Raw genomic sequence first — 17,393 nt, 5'->3', positions numbered from 1 at the left:
CTGGTAGAAGCTCAACGGACAAATTATAATGGCTCAGATAAAAAAAACTAATAGGTTACATACTGTGATCTAATTGTTAAATTCATTTAACATCAAAGTTTAAAAGCCATGTCAAAACGATTACCACCGCTAAATGCCTTACGAGTTTTTGATGCCGCCGCACGCCATTTAAGCTTCACACGTGCAGCAGAAGAGCTTTTTGTGACTCAGGCCGCAGTAAGTCATCAAATCAAGTCACTTGAGGACTTTTTGGGACTAAAACTGTTCCGTCGTCGTAATCGTTCACTTCTGTTGACCGAGGAAGGGCAAAGCTATTTCCTCGATATCAAAGAGATATTTTCGCAATTAACTGAAGCAACGCGTAAACTCCAGGCCCGTAGCGCCAAGGGGGCGTTGACGGTCAGCTTACTCCCCAGTTTTGCCATCCACTGGCTGGTGCCGCGACTTTCCAGCTTTAATTCAGCTTATCCGGGAATCGATGTTCGAATCCAGGCGGTCGATCGTCAGGAAGATAAACTGGCGGACGATGTTGATGTCGCTATATTTTATGGCCGTGGCAACTGGCCAGGGCTGCGGGTGGAAAAGCTTTACGCCGAATACCTGTTGCCAGTATGTTCGCCTTTGCTATTAACCGGTGAAAAACCCTTGAAGACCCCGGAAGATCTGGCTAAACATACGTTATTACACGATGCGTCCCGTCGTGACTGGCAGACATATACCCGCCAGTTGGGGTTAAATCATATTAACGTTCAGCAAGGACCGATATTCAGCCATAGCGCCATGGTGCTACAAGCTGCCATTCATGGGCAGGGTGTGGCGCTGGCAAATAACGTGATGGCGCAATCTGAAATCGAGGCTGGACGTCTTGTCTGCCCGTTTAATGATGTTCTGGTCAGTAAAAATGCTTTTTATCTGGTATGTCATGACAGTCAGGCAGAACTGGGTAAAATAGCCGCCTTTCGCCAATGGATCCTGGCGAAAGCCGCTGCTGAACAAGAAAAATTCCGCTTTCGTTATGAACAATAATTTACGTAGGGTACGACCATGACCAGCCGTTTTATGCTGATTTTTGCCGCCATTAGCGGTTTCATTTTTGTGGCTCTGGGCGCTTTTGGTGCACATGTTTTAAGTAAAACAATGGGAGCCGTTGAGATGGGCTGGATCCAGACCGGCCTTGAATACCAGGCGTTCCATACACTGGCGATTTTGGGGCTGGCAGTGGCGATGCAGCGTCGCATCAGTATCTGGTTTTACTGGAGTAGTGTTTTCCTCGCGTTAGGCACGGTGCTGTTCAGCGGCAGCCTTTATTGCCTGGCGCTGTCTCATCTGCGTTTGTGGGCGTTTGTCACTCCGGTCGGTGGTGTGAGCTTCCTCGCGGGTTGGGCGTTAATGTTAGTCGGTGCTATCCGTTTAAAGCGCAAGGGCGTAAGTCATGAATAAGGTTGTATTGTTGTGTCGTCCGGGCTTTGAAAAAGAGTGCGCCGCAGAAATTACCGATAAAGCCGGTCAGCGGGAAATCTTCGGTTTTGCCCGCGTGAAAGAGAATGCGGGTTATGTCATTTATGAATGTTATCAACCGGATGATGGCGATAAGCTAATTCGTGAGCTGCCGTTCAGTTCATTAATTTTTGCCCGCCAGTGGTTTTTGGTAGGAGAACTCCTCCAACATTTGCCGCCAGAAGACCGCATTACGCCTATTGTTGGCATGTTGCAGGGCGTGGTGGAGAAGGGCGGTGAACTGCGTGTTGAAGTCGCGGACACCAACGAAAGCAAAGAGTTACTGAAATTCTGCCGTAAATTCACGGTTCCGCTACGGGCTGCCTTGCGCGATGCGGGCGTGCTGGTGAACTATGAAACACCGAAGCGTCCGGTGGTGCATGTATTCTTCATTGCCCCAGGTTGCTGCTATACCGGTTACTCTTACAGCCACAATAATTCGCCGTTCTATATGGGCATTCCGCGTCTGAAGTTTCCGGCAGATGCGCCGAGTCGTTCCACGCTCAAACTGGAAGAGGCATTTCATGTGTTTATTCCGGCAGATGAGTGGGATGAACGCCTGGCGAACGGGATGTGGGCGGTGGATTTAGGTGCTTGCCCGGGTGGCTGGACCTACCAACTGGTGAAGCGCAACATGTGGGTTTATTCCGTCGACAACGGCCCGATGGCGCAAAGTCTGATGGATACCGGGCAGGTGACATGGCTGCGGGAAGACGGTTTCAAATTCCGTCCGACACGCAGCAATATCTCATGGATGGTATGCGATATGGTTGAAAAACCAGCGAAAGTTGCGGCATTGATGGCGCAGTGGCTGGTTAATGGCTGGTGCCGTGAAACAATCTTCAACCTCAAACTGCCGATGAAAAAACGCTACGAAGAAGTGTCACACAATCTGGCGTATATTCAGGCACAGCTTGATGAACATGGCATAAATGCTCAGATTCAGGCGCGGCAGTTATATCACGATCGCGAAGAAGTGACGGTGCATGTCCGTCGTATCTGGGCTGCGGTAGGTGGTCGTCGCGACGAGCGATAACGGGCAAGGCCGGGGCGTCGTCTCCGGCCTGCTACCATTGCCATCAGGCTGTCACCAAAGAAGCCGCAACCTGGCGCTCATCAGAAATAATGTGCGTGACCTCATCCAGATGCCCGATGCGGGCTTCTCCAGAACGATTAAATTTACTTTTATCAATCAATAACAACGATTGCGCGGCACGTTTTAATAGCATCGATTTGTAGTCAGCGTTGATCGCATTGGAGTCCCACAGTGCGCCGCTGCTGTCGATCCCTTCGCAAGAAAAAATAAACAGATCGATTTCCAGCGATTTAAGCTGGGAAATCAGCGAGGGATTGACGTAACAACCATATTTGCGCTCAAGTGTGCCGCCGGAACTGATCAGTTGAATGCGTTCGCGCTTACCGAGTTCATGACAAATTGGATGGCTATTGGTGAAGACCTGAATGTCGATGTCAGGCAACTGGCGTGCCAGATACCAGCAAGTTGAACTGGCGTCTAAGGCGATCACCATCCCTTCTTCAATCCACGCGAGCGCTTCGCGGGCAATATCTGCTTTATGCGCATAATGGCTTTTCAGCCGGATATGAAAGGGATCGCCGCTGTCTTGATTTTGACGGTGGATATATTTAGCGCGCCCATGATTGCGCAGAATTTTACCCTGCGTCTGTAATTCATTGAGATCGCGACGAATGGTTTCTTTACTGACCTTTAGCTGTTCAGAGAGAGCTTCCGTGGTCAGGCTGGTATGGTTCAGCAGCAGGTCGACTATCGCTTGCTGGCGTGCCGCTTTCATATTTTTCACCCCATCATTCGATAACCGCCCGCGTCATGCGGGCGTACCGGTATGAGATTACGGTGTTACCCCTTTTTTTAAAAGAATATTCCCGTACTTCGCTCGTTCGCCTGTGATAACGATCGCAAAGGCTTTTTGTGCCCGTTCATAAAACGCAAAACGGTCGATGCGGGTGATTTCAGGGCACGGGGTCTGTAGTGAAAGCGCATCACGATAGCGTTGTTCCACTTCAGGATCGAGGGTGTCACCTTCTACTGCCGCCATCATCACCAGCGGCGGCGCATAGCTGTCCAGTTCAAATAACGGGATAATTGCCTGGAGCAAGTCGCTCACTAACAGGCCATCAGCGCGGATCACCTGTGGTCCCATCGCATGGGCGGGAAAGTGAGCATCGGAAAAAATAATTTCATCTCCATGCCCCATCTCTGCCAGCACTTTCAATAGTTCGGGAGAAATTAACGGCGAAATTGTTTTCAGCATTTCACACTTCCTCTGTAAATTCGGGTTCAGTTTGTGGGTAGAAATAACGGTACTGATAATGAATTTGCGCGCGGGCTTCTTCCGGGCTGTTAAATTCCCCTACGCCATACCAGCCAAACAGCGCAGCTCCTGCGACGGTCGTTTCGGCATCGTCGAGAACTTTTACCGGAATATCAAGCACATTGGCTTTAATCTGATTCCACAATGTGTTGCGACTTCCGCCACCGACTAACAACAATTCAGAGGCTTTAAAGCGGCCGATTTTTTCCAGCATCTGTAGATTGCGCTGTAACTGCGCGGTTAACCCTTCCAGCGCCGCGCGATAGAAATGCCCCCGCGTGGTATTGAGCGTCACTCCTTGCCAGCCTGCGTCCTGACATGACAATAAATCACACTGCATTTTCACGCCGTCCGCGCCCGGTGGGATCAGACGAGCTTCTTCAATCAGCATTTGCCACGGAGTTTCAGTAGTCCATAACAGTTTTCTCACCCATTCCAGCACACCGGATGCCAGCCATTGCATACCCGGGTTATACAAACCTGCCTGGCTGTCCAGTTCACAGGTAGAACCGGCGTACTGACTAAGCAGTGAAGTATCAACCTGCGCGCTGCGAACCATTAAAATTTCCCATGTACCGGAAGAGAGCACGGGTTCATTTTGTTCGGCACCCGCGCCAAAAAGGGCGAACTGAGTATCGTGACCCGCGGAGATCACCGGTATGCCAACGGATAAGCCGAGCATTGCTGCGGCGCTGTTCTGTAGTGTGCCAATCTGTTCACCCGCTTCCACCAGACGAGGGAAGAGTCGGCGTGGAATACCGGTGGCTTGTAAAATTTGCGGACTGAAATCGCGTTGCTGGATATCCAGCATCTGGCTGGTTCCGGCCATGGTGATATCAGTAGTGAATTCGCCGGTTAAACGGTGGTTAATCAGCGACGAAATAAAGAGCCAGGCGTGCGCGCGTTCCAGCAGTTGTGGATGGTTTTCTTTCAACCATACCAGCTTATATAACGTGTTGAAACTAAAGGCTCCGACACCAGAAATGGCCTGCAACTGCTGTGCGGAGATCAACCATTCAATATTGTCCATTACCGCTGCTGTTCGCGGACATTTCCAGCTAATGACCGGATAGAGCAGATTTCCTTGCTTATCAACCAGAGCGCCGTCCACACCAAAGGTCGTTACGGCGATACCGCGGATGTGGCATTCAGCCAGTTCACTGTTGATTTGCCGACAGCAATCAGCGAAGCGTTGCAAAATAGCGTCTAAAGACCACTGGTGCCAGGTGTTGTTTTCCATCGCGATATCGCTGGCATTAGGCGTTGAGGCGCGGGCAACAATTTTTCCCTGCCGATTAACCGCGATGGCCCTGACATTGGTCGCGCCACAGTCGAGTACCAGGATAACTTCTTGTTTCATAATCGCTCCTGCAATATAGCCGGATAACATTGCTTATCCGGCTAACCACTCTTGCTTGTTCAGGCCCGGTAGCCGGAGCGACCGGGCATCACATCAGGGAGTAATGTATTAACGCTTGTACAACGGACCGTAGTTCTGGCAAGCGCGGTAATCCTGGCCTTCAATATCCATGCCGTGCGCGGCCCAGGCAGAAGGACGATACACTTTTGTCTCTTCAACGTTGTGCATACATACCGGGATCCGCAGCATTGAGGCGAGAGTGATAAAGTCTGCGCCGACGTGGCCGATGGTCAGAACGCCGTGGTTAGCGCCCCAGTTCGCCATTACCGAGTACACATCCGTAAACGGCCCTTTGCCGGTGAGGCGCGGTGCAAACCAGGTGGTTGGCCAGGTTGAGTTGGTGCGTTTGTTGAGGATGTCATGCACATCCTTTGGCAACTCCACACTCCAGCCTTCCGCGATTTGCAGTACCGGTCCCAGGCCTTTAATAATGTTGACTCGAGTCATGGTGAACGGGACGCCGCCTTCAGTGAGGAAGCGGGAAGAGTAACCGCCGCCACGGAAATATTCGTGGATCGCCGGGCACCATTCGGTAGCGGCGAGGCAAGCGTCAGCCTCTTGCTGGGAGATTTCCCAGTGCGGCTTCATCGTCGGTTTTCCTTCGCTGTCGCGTTGTTTACAGGAACCGTCCAGCGCAGCAGAACCGGAGTTGATCAAATGGATGATGCCGTGTTCTGCCAGCCCGTCCAGTTTATGCCCCGTTACGCGCTCAATTGCTTCAGGTGACCAGTAGGTACGCACATCGGCAAATACCTGAGCGGTGCCGGTGAGCTGGTGACCCATTAGCATTGCCACGCCGTTAAGACTGTCGTTTTCGGTAGCCACGACAAAGGGTTTGCGCACGCCATTCCAGTCAAATGAACTGTTGAGGATCGCTTCGGCGGTGTCGCCATTTGGATATTGATCGGTCCAGTGACGTTGTCCCTGGAAGCCCGCCGCAATGGCGTTGTAGCCAAGAGATTCTTCCACGCGACCGATATCAGCCAGTTTGCTGTTGCCTTGCATCATGTCGCGGATACACATTGCCATCAGCAAACTTTCGCGCAGAACTGCGCGGCTTTGTTCGGCATTACGTTGATATTGTTTGTTATTTTCATCTTCGCCATAGCGGAAGTTTTTATCAGCCCAGGCCAGCGCCATTTCCAGTTCTGCTTCGTCGTAAATCTTCTGATCAATACGGCGACGCAGTTCGGTCATATCCACCGCCTGGACTTTCATTCCCAGCCAGGATTCAAAGAAGTTGTGGTCAACGATGGAACCGGCGATCCCCATCGAAACGCCGCCCAGTGACAGATAGCTTTTACCTTTCATACTGGCGACTGCCAAACCGGCACGGGCAAAGCGCAGCAGTTTTTCTTCAACGTCGGCAGGAATCGATGTGTCATCGGCATCCTGAACGTCATGGCCGTAAATGGAGAATGCCGGGATACCTTTCTGACTGTGAGCTGCCAGGGCTGCGGCGAGGTAAACAGCGCCCGGGCGTTCAGTGCCGTTAAAGCCCCAAATGGCTTTCGGACGGGTAGGGTCCATGTCGATGGTTTCACTGCCATAGCACCAGCAAGGCGTTACCGTAATGGTGAGGCCTACATTCTGGCTGCTGAATTTTTCTTCGCAGGCGGCGGCTTCAGCCATCCCCGCGATACAGGTATCGGAAATGATGCACTCGACGGCAGCACCGCAGGCATGGCGCAGTTTCTCGGTTAGCAGTGCGGCCGTGGCTTTCGCCATATTCATTGTTTGTTCTTCAAGCGACTCACGAACACCCATGCGACGACCGTCAATAACCGGGCGGATACCAATTTTCGGTAAGCTGATTTTTTTCATTACAGATTCCTCACTTTATTCGGAAATATGTTCAGTTAATTGCCGTTTGAGAACGGAAACGGGCAAAGATAAAGATGACCGCGAAGCAGAGTGCGGGGATCAGTTCGGCAGTGGGGATGTTGCCCGCCGCGTCACTGACAAAACCCATGACTGGAGTGACAATACCGCCGCCAATAATGGTCATAACGATGAAGGACGAGCCGTATTTGGTGTCCTGGCCGAGATTCTTAATACCCAGCGAGAAGATTGTTGGGTACTGAATCGACATAAAGGCGCTGCATAAAGTCAGGGCTATTAAACCCACATGACCGCCAGCGAAGGCTGAGATCAGGCACAGTGCCATAGCGATTAATGCGTAGGCTGCCAGGACTTTGTGTGGTGCAAAGCGACTGATGAGCCAGGTGCCGGTGAAACGACCAATAAAGAAGCACACCATGGTTCCGGTTAAATAGTTAGCGGCAAAGCCTGCGGTCATACCTGGAATTTCTTCTACAGCGTAGCGAATCAAATAGCTCCAGCAGGCCGTTTGCGCGCCGACGTAGCAGAATTGCGCTAATACTGCCCAGCGCCAGTGGCGAATACGCGCCAGGCGAGAAAGCGATGCGGAGAACGATCCTTGTTTGGCGTCACTGTGATTATCACTCTGCAATGCTGGGAATTTCGTCAGCATGATCAGCAGGGCGACCAGTAACACGATAGCCACGATGATCATATAAGGTGTCTGTACCGATAATACCAGGCTGTGTTTATACGCACTCAATTGCTCTGGTGACATTTTATCGAGGACGTCTTGCGATTGATGTGGCACGTTAGACAAAATAAGTCTTTGCCCAAAGACAACCGCGATAATTGCGCCAAACGAGTTAAATGTTTGCGCAAGATTTAAGCGAAAGTGACCGCTGCTTTCTGGCCCTAATACCGTAACAAAAGGGTTTGCGGCAGTTTCCAGACAGCCTAATCCGGCTGCAATAATAAATAGGCCAACTAAAAATAAGGTGTAGTTCATTATTTCTGCAGCGGGCCAGAATAATGCAGCGCCGAAGGCATATAAAAACAACCCGGTAATAATCCCTGCTTTATAACTGAGTTTTTTCATCAATATCCCGGCAGGGATTGGGATAATGAAATAACCAAAATAAAAGGCCGATTGGATCAGGCCTGCCTGGAAGTTTGTCAGCGTAAAAGCCTGCTGAAATTGAGGCAATAAAATGTCGTTAAGGTTATTGGCTACCGCCCAAAGAAAAAACAGTGAGCACAGCAGCGCGAATGGAATAATGTAACTTCTGCTTTGCCCTGCATCTTTATCTACCGCACGGTAACTCTGCGTTTGTATTGATGTGTTTCCCATAGCATCCTCTTAGGTTCAGAAGCTTAAGCACGTAATCGGTTATGTTTTCAAAAGTGCAAAACCAGCGAGTCCGGGCTTCATGCCAGTGAATATTTGCCTGTCAGAAATGAACTCATGGATTCATTTTCAAATAAAAAACGCTCTGTAATATGACGATGGTCACACTTATTAGCTGGGAGGTGACTTTATGTGACTACCATCACTTTAATAATCGAAATTTCATGCCCGTTTCAGAAAATAAATCATAAAAAACACAAACCAGATGACCGTATTAATTGTTTGTGCCGAAAACGGGCATTTCTGGCTAGGGGAAATAGAAAAATGACCGTTTTGATAAATATTTTTAAGAGCGGTCATTTTTAACGAGGTTATAAAAAGAGACCTCGTAGTTATTTACTGTGATTAGTTGAGCTAGGTCACAAAATATAAGCTTGTGAATTTCTTTCCGGTTAATCAGGAAGAAGATGGTGGGTAATTAAACGGCTAATTCAATAGTGTGAAAGGAACAACATTATTGTCCTGTTTTGAATCAGAGAGAGGTAGCTAATGGAACGAAATAAACTTGCTCGTCAGATTATTGACACTTGCCTGGAAATGACCCGCCTGGGACTGAATCAGGGAACAGCGGGTAACGTCAGTGTACGTTATCAGGATGGGATGCTGATTACGCCTACAGGCATTCCGTATGAAAAACTGACGGAGTCGCATATTGTCTTTATTGATGGCAACGGTAAACATGAGGAAGGAAAGCTTCCTTCCAGCGAATGGCGTTTCCATATGGCGGCCTACCAAAGCAGACCGGATGCCAACGCGGTTGTTCACAACCATGCCGTTCATTGCACGGCAGTTTCCATTCTTAACCGGCCGATCCCCGCCATTCACTACATGATCGCGGCGGCTGGCGGAAATTCCATTCCTTGCGCACCTTATGCGACCTTTGGGACACGCGAACTTTCCGAACATGTTGCGCTGGCTCTCAAAAATCGTAAAGCAATTCTGCTACAACATCATGGGCTTATCGCTTGTGAGGCTAATCTGGAAAAAGCGTTATGGCTGGCGCATGAAGTTGAAGTGCTGGCGCAGCTTTATCTGGCGACCCTGGCGATTACTGACCCGGTTCCAGTACTGAGCGATGAAGAGATTGCCGTGGTGCTGGAGAAATTCAAAACCTATGGATTACGGATTGAAGAGTAATTTCGTAAAGCAACAAGGAGAAGGATGATGGCTAACAGAATGATTCTGAACGAAACGGCATGGTTTGGGCGGGGCGCAATTGGCGCTTTAACCGATGAGGTGAAACGCCGTGGTTATCAGAAGGCGCTGATCGTGACTGATAAAACGCTGGTGCAGTGCGGCGTGGTGGCGAAAGTGACCGATAAGATGGATGCCGCCGGGCTGGCATGGGCGATTTACGACGGCGTAGTGCCGAATCCGACAATCACCGTAGTCAAAGAAGGGCTGGGTGTATTCCAGAACAGCGGTGCGGATTACCTGATCGCTATTGGTGGTGGTTCTCCGCAGGATACCTGTAAAGCGATTGGCATCATCAGCAACAACCCGGAGTTTGCCGATGTGCGTAGTCTGGAAGGGCTTTCACCGACCAATAAACCCAGCGTACCGATTCTGGCGATCCCCACCACGGCGGGCACTGCGGCGGAAGTGACCATTAACTATGTCATCACTGACGAAGAAAAACGGCGCAAGTTTGTTTGCGTTGATCCGCATGATATCCCGCAGGTGGCGTTTATTGATGCTGACATGATGGATGGTATGCCACCGGCGCTGAAAGCCGCGACCGGTGTCGATGCGCTGACTCATGCCATCGAGGGGTATATTACGCGTGGTGCGTGGGCGCTGACCGATGCGTTGCATATTAAAGCCATTGAAATTATTGCCGGTGCGCTGCGGGGATCGGTTGCCGGTGATAAGGATGCCGGAGAACAGATGGCGCTCGGACAGTATGTCGCGGGCATGGGCTTCTCGAACGTTGGGTTGGGGCTGGTGCATGGTATGGCGCACCCGCTGGGCGCGTTTTATAACACCCCGCACGGTGTTGCGAACGCCATTCTGTTACCGCATGTTATGCGCTATAACGCCGAATTTACCGGCGAGAAGTACCGCGATATTGCGCGCGTAATGGGCGTGAAAGTGGAAGGCATGAGCCTGGAAGAGGCGCGTAATGCTGCTGTTGACGCGGTGTTTGCTCTCAATCGCGATGTAGGTATTCCGCCACATTTGCGTGATGTTGGTGTACGCAAGGAAGACATTCCGGCACTGGCGCAGGCGGCTCTGGACGATGTTTGTACCGGTGGCAACCCGCGTGAAGCAACGCTTGAGGATATTGTAGAGCTTTACCATACCGCCTGGTAATTGCGCTGATGTGATAATGCCGGATGCGACGCTGGCGCGTCTTATCCGGCCTACACGGTCATGAAATTCAATGGGGTGTTAATCGGTAGCATCCGGTATCTCTTTACCGTACCAACCGTAATTGCTGTAAATTGCCGTCGATATGCAAATCAGTTTGTAAGCGGGCAATATCGCGGCACAGAAACGCCATCTCTTTATGTACTTCTAATTTTTTGCGCCACTTTTCGGCAACCGTGTCGAGATTCTCATAAATTCCTTCCAGACTCTGAAACTCGACCAGCAACTGCGTGGCGCTTTTCGGGCCAATCCCTGCAACACCCGGCACCTTTGAACTGCTGATCCCCGCCAGCCCCCAGTAATCGGGCAACTGTTGCGGTTGAACGCCAAATTCTTTATCGATAAAGGGCGCATCCAGCCAGCGTTTCTGGAAGTAATCGCGAATGCGCAACGTTGGCGAAAGTAGCTGGCAGTAGCCTTTATCTGTCGAAACAATGGTTGCCTGATGCCCGGCCTGCGTCACTTTGACCGCCAGCGTAGCGGCTAAGTCATCGGCTTCGTTGCCGCTGGCTGACCAGCACGGGACGCCGCGTTGCTCAAAGGTGGCGCGTAATGCAGGCATTTCGTTGTGCAACTCTTCCGGCATTGGTGGGCGACCCGCTTTGTAATCCGGTAAACGTTGATGACGCCAGCCGCTACTGCGGTTTTCATCATCAAAAACGGCGACCGCGTGGGTTGGCTGGCTGTGCATAATGAGCTGATCGAGCGCGTGCTGGCAGGTCTCCACGCAGGGCGAACCCTGAACGGCATGAATGCGACGGATAAGATTCAGTGCATCGACGATAAGCAAATGAACAGCCACGATAACCCCCTTAAAGATCAGGCGATAAGGGTAACATTCGATACCGGAACAGGCTACGGCTGGATGAGAAAACAGGAAGAGGCCTCGCAAAACGAGGCCTCTGGAGAGAGATTAATCGCAGGCAACGATTTTCATCGCCAGGCCGCCGCGAGATGTTTCGCGGTACTTGGCATTCATGTCTTTACCTGTTTCGTACATGGTTTCGATAACTTTATCGAGGCATACGCGTGGCTCGCTGGTACGGCGCAGTGCCATACGTGCAGCGTTCACTGCTTTCACTGCTGCAATAGCATTACGCTCGATGCACGGCACCTGTACCTGTCCGGCGACCGGATCACAAGTCAGGCCGAGGTTATGCTCCATAGCGATTTCCGCCGCGATGCACACCTGCGCCGGGCTTGCGCCTAACAGTTCAGCCAGGCCAGCCGCAGCCATAGAGCACGCCACACCAACTTCACCCTGGCAACCCACTTCGGCACCAGAAATCGAGGCGTTCATCTTATAAAGAGAACCAATCGCGCTGGCAACCAGCAGATAACGAGCCAGTGAGTTAGCGTTCACTTCGCGGATAAACTTGTCGTAGTATGCCAGCACCGCCGGGATAATTCCGCACGCGCCGTTAGTCGGCGCAGTAACCACTCGACCACCTGCTGCGTTTTCTTCGTTTACCGCCAGTGCGAACATGTTGATCCAGTCGACAACCGCCATTGGGTCAGTTGTGGTCTTATCCTGGCTAACCAGCATTCGACGCAGCGCCGCCGCACGACGTGGAACGCGCAGTTTGCCTGGCAACACGCCTTCGGTGGAAATACCGCGCTCAATACCGCCGCGCATCACTTCCCAGACGTTCGCCAGATGCTGTTCCAGCTCTTCTTTGCTGTGCAGCGCCAGCTCGTTTTTCATCATCAAGCCAGAGAGTGACAGACCAGTTTCCTGGCAATGTTTTTGCAGGTCGGCTGCTGAACTGTAAGGATAGGGAACTTCAACCGGTGTGCTATCCTGCTGACCAAAATGTTCTTCATCAACGATAAAGCCACCGCCGATGGAGTAGTAAGTCTGACTGTAAACAACTTTGTCGCCTGCCAGAGCGGTGATGCGCATACCATTCTCATGCAGAGAAAGGTTGTCTGCATGGAAGTTCATGCACTGATCAACCGGGAACTCCACTTCGTGCTGACCGTTTGCCAGCATCAGACGACCGTGAGTATTCACATCCTGAATAAAACCAGGGATAGAGTCGATATCCACGGTATCTGGCAGATTACCCGCCAGACCCATAATAATGGCGATATCCGTGTGGTGGCCTTTACCGGTCAGAGAGAGTGAGCCGTAGACGTCAACCACCACGCGGGTTACGTCTTTCAGCAGATTACGGGCAATCAGATCGTCGGTAAATTGTTTACCCGCTTTCATCGGTCCAACGGTATGAGAGCTGGAAGGGCCAATGCCGATTTTGAAAATATCGAATACGCTAATCATAGGAAATACATCGCGTTAAAACGGAGGAAGCGCCGCCCGAAAGCGGCGCGAAAGGACTTAGCTGAACAGAGAGTAGAAGATTGCGGAGATAGCAATCAGACCCATCACGACAACGAATACGTTGCTGATGTGACCGCTGTACTTACGCATTGCCGGTACTTTCTGGATTGCGTACATCGGCATCAGGAACAGGATCATCGCGATGATTGGGCCGCCCAGGGTTTCAATCATACCCAGGATACTCGGGTTCAGGGTGGCAACAATCCAGGTTGTTACCAGCATGAACAGTGCAGTGATACGGTTCAGCTTGTTGATTTCAATAGACTTACCTTTACCACGCAGTGATTTAATCACCATACCGTTGAAGCCTTCACGCGCGCCCAGGTAGTGGCCGAGGAAGGATTTGGTGATGGCAATCATCGCGATAATCGGTGCCATCCACGCGATAATCGGCGCATTAAAGTGGTTAGCCAGGTAAGACAGAATCGAGATGTTCTGTTCTTTTGCCGCAGCCAGGTCTGCCGGAGACAGGCTCAGTACGCAGCTAAAGACGAAGAACATAACGGTCAGCACCATCATGATGTGTGCGAATGCCAGGATCTTAGAGCATTTCTGTTCTGCCATATCGCCGTACTCTTCACGCTTCGCAACGGCGAAAGAAGAGATGATCGGAGAGTGGTTGAACGAGAACACCATGACCGGAATCGCCAGCCACAGAGTCATCCACAGACCGTTACCGGTAGAAGCTGCAGTATCCAGAGACAGAGTTTCCAGCGCCGCGCCGTTCCACTGTGGGATCAGGTACAGAGCCAGCAGCATCAGAACTGCAACGAACGGGAATACCAGGATGCTCATTGCTTTAACGATCATCTGCTCACCGAAGCGAACGATGGTCATCATACCCACGATCAGGATCAGGGACAGAATCGCACGTGGCGGCGGTGTCATGCCCAGTTGGTGGGCCATGAAGCTTTCTACCGTGTTAGTGATTGCCACGCTGTACACCAGCAGGATCGGGTAAATAGCAAAGAAGTACAGCAGGGTAATCAGTTTACCTGCGCCAACACCAAAGTGTTCTTCTACTACCTCGGTGATGTCTTCGCCCGGATTTTTACCAGACAGTACGAAGCGAGTCAGGCCGCGGTGAGCAAAAAACGTCATCGGAAACGCAAGGATGGCCATGATGATCAGCGGGATCATACCGCCAACACCGGCGTTGATTGGCAGGAACAGTACACCCGCGCCGATTGCTGTACCATAAAGGCCCAGCATCCACATGGTGTCTGTCTTGCGCCAGGCACTGCGAGAGTCTTTCGACGCAATCGTGCTGGTTTGAGTTGTTTCCATCTATTTCTCCTGGAGGAATGCAAATAATTCAGCTTTTAGCCAGTTCAGCCCGGGAAGGTGCCTGGCCGTAAAAATGAAATCTGTCTATCGGCGATGGCTCAATCATTTTCCGCCGTAATAATTTGAGGGCGGAAAGATACACACAACTTATGTCTCTATCAGTGATCTTGATCTCAAATACAATAATCTACTTGGAAGATAGATAATCCCAACGCTTTACTCTGTAAATCAAAAGTAAAAGAGAATTTAAGGGCGATATTTGCCCACTAAACGACATCTGTTTTCTTCCGGGGCGCGCAATATATGTAGGTTGAACTGAAAAAATCAATACTTTTAGTTAATCATGATGAGATTTTATTTTTATCAGCGATAAAATGCGGTTTATAAAAGCAGGTAAACGTTTGCGTTACAATATAAATTGTATGACATATTGATGTTGGTGATATTAATTGCATGATGACGTGCTGAAATATTCAGATGGAAAATGAAATAGATTGCTTAGTGAGTGACCAGGGAGAACAAAACCCGGCAACGATCGTTACCGGGAGAAGGGAGATTAAGTGCAAATTTCGTAGCAAGGGATATAGGCAGAGCCAGGCAACTTCATACGATGCTGGGCGACAAACCCCTGAAGCAGGTCGTCCATACGACGCATAATCTCTTTATCGCCGTTGATTTTGTAAGGGCCAAACTCTTCAATGGCGCGAATACCGACTTCTTTCACGTTACCCGCAACAATACCGGAGAATGCTCGACGCAGATCGGCGGCCAGCACTTCAACGGGTTGATCCGGGTAAAGCTTCAGATTGGCCATGTTCTCGTGAGACGGCTCAAACGGCATTTGCAGATCTGGCGCAATGCGCATTGACCAGTTAAAGCTGTACGCATCGCCGGTATCGCGACGGTTTTCTTTCACCAGCGGCATCGCTTTTTTCATCTGACGTGCTACTTCGGCAGCGTCATCAATAATGATGCGATAATGGCGGCGCGCGTTTTCTCCCAGCGTATGTACGACAAATTCGTCCAGTACGCGGAAGTAGTCGGCGCTTTCTTTCGGCCCGGTGAGGATCAACGGTAAAACCTGATCTTTGTTGGCCGGATTCATTAAAATTCCCAGCAAGTACAGCAACTCTTCTGCCGTACCCACACCACCCGGGAAAATAATGATGCCGTGAGCGATACGCACAAACGCTTCAAGACGTTTTTCGATATCCGGCATGATGATCAGTTCGTTGACCAGTGGGTTAGGCGGTTCAGCGGCGATAATCGACGGTTCTGTCATGCCAATAAAACGACTGTCTTTGTAACGCTGCTGAGCGTGACCTACTGCTGCACCTTTCATCGGCGCTTCCATCGCTCCTGGACCGCAGCCGGTGCAGATATTCAGCTCGCGAAGCCCCAGTTGATTACCAACGCGCCGTGCATACAGATATTCGTTTTCATTGATGGAGTGACCGCCCCAGCACACCACCATATTCGGTGCTTCGCCTACATGCAGCGCGCGCGCGTTGCGCAATATAGAAAAGACCAGATTAGTAATGTGGACAGAGTTGTCGAGATTCAGATTGGGAAAACGAACGGTGTTATGGATTTGCCCGTAGACGAAGAGAATGTCGCGCAGAACCGCAAACAAGTTGGCCTGTAAGGCGCGGATAATGCGCCCATCGACGAAAGCTTCTTCCGGAGGGTTGATCAGTTCCAGCTTAACACCGCGTTCACGGCGCAACACGTTAATGTCGAAATTTTCAAAACGGGATAGCAATTCTTTGCTGTTATCGGTGAGGCTACCGGAGTTCAGAACGGCAAGTGAACAGTTGCGAAACAGTTGATAGAGGTCGCTGCTGGCGGTGCGTTTAAGCATGTCCACCTCCAACTGCGACAACATATCCATGGAGCCAAGTGGGCTAATATGTGTAATCAAGAAAAACTCCTTATGGGACAATTATTGTCATTCCCTTTGATTACAATAGCCCTGCCTGATGGCCTTTCACAACTCTATGCTTGAATCCAGCACGCAAAACTGAAAAAAAATTTATTGTCGTACCAGTCGGGTAGTCGATGGGACAAAGTCACTATTGCTACGCCAGGGGTTAATGTCCAGACCGCCACGACGGGTATAACGAGCGTAAACGCTTAATTTTTCTGGCTGGCAGAAGCGCAGCAGATCATTAAAAATACGCTCTACGCATTGCTCATGGAACTCGTTGTGATGACGGAAAGAAACCAGATAACGCAGCAGTTTTTCCCGATCAATCTTGTGTCCACGGTACTGAATTTGAATGGAACCCCAGTCTGGCTGATGGGTGATCAGACAGTTTGATTTCAGCAGATGGCTAACCAGCGTCTCTTCCACCACTTTTTCACCGCTGGCGGCATTCTCAAGGTAGTCAGTGGTGAATTCATAGTTATCGATAGCGATATCCTGCTCATCAATGCAGGTGCCATTGAAATGACCCATTGGCTGGCCTTCCAATTCATCGAGTCGATATAACGCCACGCTGACCTTACCCTGGGCGCAGGTACTTAAATCGCGCTCCAGCGTCTGGCGCACCTCTTCCCAATTGTTAAATCGAGTCTGATTAAAGCTATTGAGATAGAGCTTAAAACTCTTCGACTCAATGAGATTCACGCTGGTGTAATCAAGTTCAACATGACCCACAGCGACCTGCGGTAAACCTTTCGCATTTAGCCAGGAAAGCTCATATAGCGTCCAGATATCCGCGCCGTGAAAAGGCAGGTTATCCGCTTTCAGACCCAGTGGATCGCGATTCAGACTACGCGGAACGCCTTGCAGCAGGCTGGCGTCATAGGTATCCCTGTAATCGGTTGATTTTCCGAGAGTCAGGCCTGCAAGTGCCTGATGGTTTGCATAAGAAGACATGTTTCACCGTCATAAAC

The 17,393-nt window shown here is 50.6% G+C and carries 15 protein-coding genes; 5 read left to right on the top strand and 10 right to left on the bottom strand.

Annotated features, from left to right (window positions below):
- Window positions 1-108 precede the first annotated feature (108 nt).
- From gcvA to rlmM, 3 genes are read left to right on the top strand one after another with little or no spacing between them, the layout of a single operon-like run.
- Window positions 109-1,026 (top strand): glycine cleavage system transcriptional regulator GcvA, encoded by a 918-nt coding sequence (gene gcvA / locus ESM_RS0112650; protein ID WP_000044401.1) that lies wholly within the window; start codon window positions 109-111, stop codon window positions 1,024-1,026.
- 18 nt (window positions 1,027-1,044) lie between these two features.
- Window positions 1,045-1,440: a DUF423 domain-containing protein gene (locus ESM_RS0112645; RefSeq protein WP_000203905.1), complete on the top strand. Its 396-nt coding sequence runs from the start codon at window positions 1,045-1,047 to the stop codon at window positions 1,438-1,440.
- Window positions 1,433-2,533, top strand: coding sequence for a 23S rRNA (cytidine(2498)-2'-O)-methyltransferase RlmM (rlmM, locus tag ESM_RS0112640; RefSeq protein WP_001045507.1), 1,101 nt, complete (start codon window positions 1,433-1,435; stop codon window positions 2,531-2,533). Before ESM_RS0112645 ends, rlmM begins: the two co-directional genes overlap by 8 nt.
- A gap of 43 nt (window positions 2,534-2,576) precedes the next feature.
- Here rlmM and fucR read toward each other — a convergent pair whose 3' ends face one another.
- From fucR to fucP, 5 genes are all read right to left on the bottom strand, one after another.
- On the bottom strand, window positions 2,577-3,308 hold the full coding sequence (fucR, locus tag ESM_RS0112635; protein WP_010378533.1) for an L-fucose operon activator: 732 nt from the start codon (window positions 3,306-3,308) through the stop codon (window positions 2,577-2,579).
- A gap of 57 nt (window positions 3,309-3,365) precedes the next feature.
- Entirely contained in the window at window positions 3,366-3,788 is a 423-nt protein-coding gene (fucU, locus tag ESM_RS0112630; RefSeq protein WP_000920827.1) for an L-fucose mutarotase, read from the bottom strand.
- Window position 3,789: 1 nt separating this feature from the next.
- Window positions 3,790-5,208, bottom strand: coding sequence for an L-fuculokinase (gene fucK, locus ESM_RS0112625; RefSeq protein ID WP_000808348.1), 1,419 nt, complete (start codon window positions 5,206-5,208; stop codon window positions 3,790-3,792).
- Between the two features lie 108 nt (window positions 5,209-5,316).
- Complete coding sequence (gene fucI, locus ESM_RS0112620) at window positions 5,317-7,092, bottom strand: L-fucose isomerase (RefSeq protein ID WP_000724136.1); 1,776 nt, start codon at window positions 7,090-7,092, stop codon at window positions 5,317-5,319.
- 31 nt (window positions 7,093-7,123) lie between these two features.
- Entirely contained in the window at window positions 7,124-8,440 is a 1,317-nt protein-coding gene (gene fucP, locus ESM_RS0112615) for an L-fucose:H+ symporter permease (RefSeq protein ID WP_000528583.1), read from the bottom strand.
- Between the two features lie 546 nt (window positions 8,441-8,986).
- On the opposite strand from fucP, the gene fucA reads away from it, so the two are divergent.
- Window positions 8,987-9,634, top strand: a complete 648-nt coding sequence (gene fucA, locus ESM_RS0112610) for an L-fuculose-phosphate aldolase (protein ID WP_000440771.1) — start codon at window positions 8,987-8,989, stop codon at window positions 9,632-9,634.
- A gap of 27 nt (window positions 9,635-9,661) precedes the next feature.
- Complete coding sequence (fucO, locus tag ESM_RS0112605) at window positions 9,662-10,810, top strand: lactaldehyde reductase (RefSeq protein WP_000013549.1); 1,149 nt, start codon at window positions 9,662-9,664, stop codon at window positions 10,808-10,810.
- 103 nt (window positions 10,811-10,913) lie between these two features.
- Here the strand turns inward: fucO and xni are convergent, their stop codons facing one another.
- The 5 genes from xni to queF form a co-directional block, all read right to left on the bottom strand.
- Window positions 10,914-11,669: a flap endonuclease Xni gene (gene xni / locus ESM_RS0112600; protein ID WP_024257683.1), complete on the bottom strand. Its 756-nt coding sequence runs from the start codon at window positions 11,667-11,669 to the stop codon at window positions 10,914-10,916.
- 111 nt (window positions 11,670-11,780) lie between these two features.
- On the bottom strand, window positions 11,781-13,148 hold the full coding sequence (sdaB, locus tag ESM_RS0112595; protein ID WP_000626406.1) for an L-serine ammonia-lyase II: 1,368 nt from the start codon (window positions 13,146-13,148) through the stop codon (window positions 11,781-11,783).
- Between the two features lie 57 nt (window positions 13,149-13,205).
- Complete coding sequence (gene sdaC / locus ESM_RS0112590; protein WP_000450483.1) at window positions 13,206-14,495, bottom strand: HAAAP family serine/threonine permease SdaC; 1,290 nt, start codon at window positions 14,493-14,495, stop codon at window positions 13,206-13,208.
- A 556-nt stretch (window positions 14,496-15,051) separates the two neighbouring features.
- Complete coding sequence (ppnN, locus tag ESM_RS0112585) at window positions 15,052-16,416, bottom strand: nucleotide 5'-monophosphate nucleosidase PpnN (protein ID WP_000627991.1); 1,365 nt, start codon at window positions 16,414-16,416, stop codon at window positions 15,052-15,054.
- A gap of 111 nt (window positions 16,417-16,527) precedes the next feature.
- A complete protein-coding gene (gene queF, locus ESM_RS0112580) occupies window positions 16,528-17,376 on the bottom strand; it encodes an NADPH-dependent 7-cyano-7-deazaguanine reductase QueF (protein ID WP_000100401.1) in 849 nt (282 codons plus the stop codon).
- Window positions 17,377-17,393 lie beyond the last annotated feature (17 nt).

The organism is Escherichia sp. TW09308 (genome assembly GCF_000208565.1).
Lineage (GTDB): Bacteria > Pseudomonadota > Gammaproteobacteria > Enterobacterales > Enterobacteriaceae > Escherichia > Escherichia marmotae.
Note: the sequence above shows the minus strand (reverse complement) of the source record. Positions and strands in the feature narration are given on the sequence as shown.

Excerpts from the sequence above, each read along its gene's own strand:
- gcvA (WP_000044401.1), top strand. The coding sequence starts at position 109 with ATGTCAAAACGATTACCACCGCTAAATGCCTTACGAGTTTTTGATGCC.
- ESM_RS0112645 (WP_000203905.1), top strand. The coding sequence starts at position 1,045 with ATGACCAGCCGTTTTATGCTGATTTTTGCCGCCATTAGCGGTTTCATT.
- rlmM (WP_001045507.1), top strand. The coding sequence starts at position 1,433 with ATGAATAAGGTTGTATTGTTGTGTCGTCCGGGCTTTGAAAAAGAGTGC.
- fucR (WP_010378533.1), bottom strand. The coding sequence starts at position 3,308 with ATGAAAGCGGCACGCCAGCAAGCGATAGTCGACCTGCTGCTGAACCAT.
- fucU (WP_000920827.1), bottom strand. The coding sequence starts at position 3,788 with ATGCTGAAAACAATTTCGCCGTTAATTTCTCCCGAACTATTGAAAGTG.
- fucK (WP_000808348.1), bottom strand. The coding sequence starts at position 5,208 with ATGAAACAAGAAGTTATCCTGGTACTCGACTGTGGCGCGACCAATGTC.
- fucI (WP_000724136.1), bottom strand. The coding sequence starts at position 7,092 with ATGAAAAAAATCAGCTTACCGAAAATTGGTATCCGCCCGGTTATTGAC.
- fucP (WP_000528583.1), bottom strand. The coding sequence starts at position 8,440 with ATGGGAAACACATCAATACAAACGCAGAGTTACCGTGCGGTAGATAAA.
- fucA (WP_000440771.1), top strand. The coding sequence starts at position 8,987 with ATGGAACGAAATAAACTTGCTCGTCAGATTATTGACACTTGCCTGGAA.
- fucO (WP_000013549.1), top strand. The coding sequence starts at position 9,662 with ATGGCTAACAGAATGATTCTGAACGAAACGGCATGGTTTGGGCGGGGC.
- sdaB (WP_000626406.1), bottom strand. The coding sequence starts at position 13,148 with ATGATTAGCGTATTCGATATTTTCAAAATCGGCATTGGCCCTTCCAGC.
- sdaC (WP_000450483.1), bottom strand. The coding sequence starts at position 14,495 with ATGGAAACAACTCAAACCAGCACGATTGCGTCGAAAGACTCTCGCAGT.
- queF (WP_000100401.1), bottom strand. The coding sequence starts at position 17,376 with ATGTCTTCTTATGCAAACCATCAGGCACTTGCAGGCCTGACTCTCGGA.